Annotated in this window: 4 protein-coding genes; 1 reads left to right on the top strand and 3 read right to left on the bottom strand. The window is 67.7% G+C overall.

What is annotated here, in order from left to right; translation table 11 throughout:
- Window positions 1-203, top strand: a 203-nt coding sequence (locus CAG22_RS28885) for a hypothetical protein (protein ID WP_139833540.1), incomplete at its 5' end; no start/stop codon positions are given.
- Here the strand turns inward: CAG22_RS28885 and CAG22_RS26855 are convergent.
- From CAG22_RS26855 to CAG22_RS26865, 3 genes are read right to left on the bottom strand one after another with little or no spacing between them, the layout of a single operon-like run.
- Complete coding sequence (locus CAG22_RS26855) at window positions 109-1,101, bottom strand: lysylphosphatidylglycerol synthase transmembrane domain-containing protein (RefSeq protein WP_085592062.1); 993 nt, start codon at window positions 1,099-1,101, stop codon at window positions 109-111. The two genes, CAG22_RS28885 and CAG22_RS26855, sit on opposite strands and share 95 nt — an antisense overlap.
- Window positions 1,098-1,862, bottom strand: a complete 765-nt coding sequence (locus tag CAG22_RS26860) for a DUF2334 domain-containing protein (protein WP_085706524.1) — start codon at window positions 1,860-1,862, stop codon at window positions 1,098-1,100. Before CAG22_RS26860 ends, CAG22_RS26855 begins: the two co-directional genes overlap by 4 nt.
- A complete protein-coding gene (locus tag CAG22_RS26865) occupies window positions 1,855-2,976 on the bottom strand; it encodes a glycosyltransferase family 1 protein (RefSeq protein ID WP_025340498.1) in 1,122 nt (373 codons plus the stop codon). Before CAG22_RS26865 ends, CAG22_RS26860 begins: the two co-directional genes overlap by 8 nt.
- Between the last annotated feature and the right edge of the window lie 111 nt (window positions 2,977-3,087).

A 3,087-nucleotide genomic window follows, 5' to 3' on the forward strand; every position in this document is an offset into this window, starting at 1 on the left:
CACCCCCACCCACCCTCGGTGAAGGCTGCCTGGCCCGCTACGACCCCGAAGCCCTGGCCGACACCGATGGCACCGATTTCCCCGGCGCCGCCGAACTTTGGCAGCAGCTCAACCCGCCTGACGCCGCCAACGCTCCAGCAGCGGGCGCGCCAGCAGGCACACAAACACCGGCCCACCCGCCAGCAGATAAAAGTAGTAAGTGACCGCCCGCCATATCAGGATCGCCGCAGCTGCGGTCGAACTGCCCACCAGTGGCGTCAGCAAGCTGGCCGAAGTCAGCTCGGCGGCACCGGCACCGCCAGGCAGCAGGCTGAACTGGCCGGCACTGAGCGAGAGCATCTGCACCAAAAAGCTGGGGATCCACGCCAGGTCTACCCCCAACCCCCTCAATACCAGATACAACACGCTGTAGCGCAGGCCCCAGTGGGCGCAGGTCAGGGTGAACACCAGGGTCAGCGTGCGCTTGGGCAGGCGCCAGGTCTGCGCCAGTGCATCGATGAAGCGCAGCAGCTTGCGCGCCCAGCGCCACTTGCGCTGGCGGCTCATGCCCAGGCGGCGCAGCAACCTGCCGTTCACGCGCATCACCGTGCGCCGGTAGCGCAGCAGGCCGATCACCCCGGCCAGTGCCGTGCACAGCAGCAACGCGCTGCCCAGCAACATGCTTTCCTGGCTGCGGCCCAGGCTGTGGAACAGTGCATAGCCGGCAATCGCCAGCATCGCGCAGAAAAAGAACACCAGGTCGTTCAGCTGGTCCATGGCAAACACCGCGCCGCTGCGCGCCGGGCCGATCCGGTCGCGTGCCAGCAGGGCCATCAGGGTCAAGGGGCCGCCGCTGCCGCCGGGGGTGGTACAGATGGCGAACTCGGTGGCCATCACCACACCCAGGCTGCGCAGGCGCCCAAGCCTTGCTCCTTGCTGGCCGAGCAACAGGCGCAAGCGGATGGCGTTGATGACCCAGCACAGCAGGATCATGCCCAGCAGGGTCAGCATCAGGCTGGGGGCGAAGCGCTGCAGCCTCGGCAGCAACTCGCTGCCACCGAGCAGGGCCGGCACCAGCACGGCGCCAAGCAGTGCCAGGGCCAGCCAGGCCAGGCGGTTCATGCGTTGGCCTGGCGGTCGAGCCAGGTGGACTTGGTCAGGGGCTCGCGGCCCTGTGCCAGCAGCGTGTGCAAGGTGTTCAGCCAATAGTCGCGGGAGGCGCGATGGCGCATGTCCACCGGGTGCAGGCCCAGGCGCAGGGTCTGGGCGTCGTGCCAGCGCCGGCATTGCCAGTCGCACAGCACCCGTGACAGGCCGCGACGCCAGGCGCTGCGGGCACTCCAGACCAGCCCCGGGGCCTTGAACGCGGTGAAGTCTGGTAAACGGTACAAGTGCTGTGGCGTGCTGGTGTAGCGCAGCGGCAGGCGGCGCAGTGCCTGGCGGGTGCCTTCGCTCATCAGCCAGGCAGGCGCGACGAAGCCGGCCACCGGCCAGCCCTGCTGGGCGAACAGGGCCAGGCCGTGCTCCAGGCGTTGCAGGGCCTGCTGCTGGTCCAGGGCGTAGAACTCGCCTTCGTGGGTATAGATGCGGCGCATGAAGTATTCGCCGGGCGTGCGTGGTGGCGGGCCGTTGTCGGCATGGTAGAAGCCGTGCAGGGCAAGCTCGTCGCCCTGGGCCAGGCGCCGTTCGAGCAAGCGGCAGAAGGTGGGCGAGCGCTGCAGCGGGTTGCGGTGGTGAAAGTCCGGCACCACCAGCCAGGTCATGGGGATGCCGCCGATGGCGTCGACGGCCTGGACGAAGGGTTGATAGTCGGGCCAGGTCTCGGGCGCAACATCGTGCAGCACCAGCATCAGGCTGCGCGCTGGCGGCAGTGGCTCAGCCATGGGCACGGACCTGCGGCTGGTGGCCAAGCACGGCCTGGTAGTGCTGCAGCAGGCCGGCGACCACGTGGTCCCACGAATACTGCTGCTCGGCATGGCGACGGGCCTGAGCCCCGAGCTTGCGCACGCCGGCCTCGAACGCCTCCTGCACGGCCGTCGCCATGGCCTTGCTATCGTTGGGGCGGCACAGGCGCCCGCACTGTTCGTTGACGATTTCGCCGAAAGCACCGGCGCGCACGGCCACCACCGGCGTGGCGCTGGCCATCGCTTCGAGAATGACCAGGCCGAAGGTTTCCTGATCACCGGCGTGCACCAGCAGGTCGGCGCTGGCCATCAGCCGGGCGACTTCCGGAGCCGGGCAGAAGTGATCGATCACACTGACGTTCTGCGGCACGTTGGCCGGCATGTTCGAACCCACCAGCAGCAAGTGGTAGGGGTGGCCCAGGTGCTGCATGCACTCGAGCAGCACCGGCAGGTTCTTTTCCCGCGAGCCACGGCCGGCGTAGATCAGCAGGCGACTGGTGTCGGCAATGCCCAGTTCGGCACGCAGCTGCGGGTCGCGCTGGCTGGGGTGGAAGGTGGCAAGGTCGACGCCCAGGCGCTGCACGTGCACATCGCGCACCCCCAGGCGGCGCAACTTGTCGGCCATGACCTGGCTGGGGGCCAGGACCCGGTCGAAATTGCCGTACAGCTTGCTGACATAGGCCTCTACATTGGGGGTGAACCAGTTGCCCATGCGGTTGCTGACCAGTAGCGGCAGGTCGGAATGGTAGAAGCCGATCACCGGCACATCGAGCTTGCGCCGCGCTTCCAGCGCAGCCCAGGCAGTCAGGTAGGGGTCGCCGACTTCGATCAGGTCGGGCTTGAGCCTGCGCAGCACATTGCACCAGGGGGCCAGGCGTACCGGGAAGCGGTAGCCATTGCCGAACGGCAGCGGCGGTGCGGGCACCTGGTAGATGCCATCGGCGTGCTGGGCGCTGGCACCGGGTATCAGCAAGCTGTGGCGGACGCCCTGGATGGCGTCGAGGCGGTGGTGTTTGGCATCAAGATAGGTACGTACGCCGCCGCTGGCGGGGGCGTAGAACATGGTGATGTCGGCGATGTGCACGATCAGCATCCCTCCGGGATCGTCTTCGGGTCTGTCATCCGGCGCTAACGGGCCGGCGATGACGCGCCTAAAGGTTGACCTATCAGAAGGATAGTTTGTTCGATCGGGGTTGGGCGGGGC

Source organism: Pseudomonas sp. B8(2017), assembly GCF_002113575.1.
GTDB classification, from domain to species: Bacteria; Pseudomonadota; Gammaproteobacteria; order Pseudomonadales; family Pseudomonadaceae; genus Aquipseudomonas; species Aquipseudomonas putida_Z.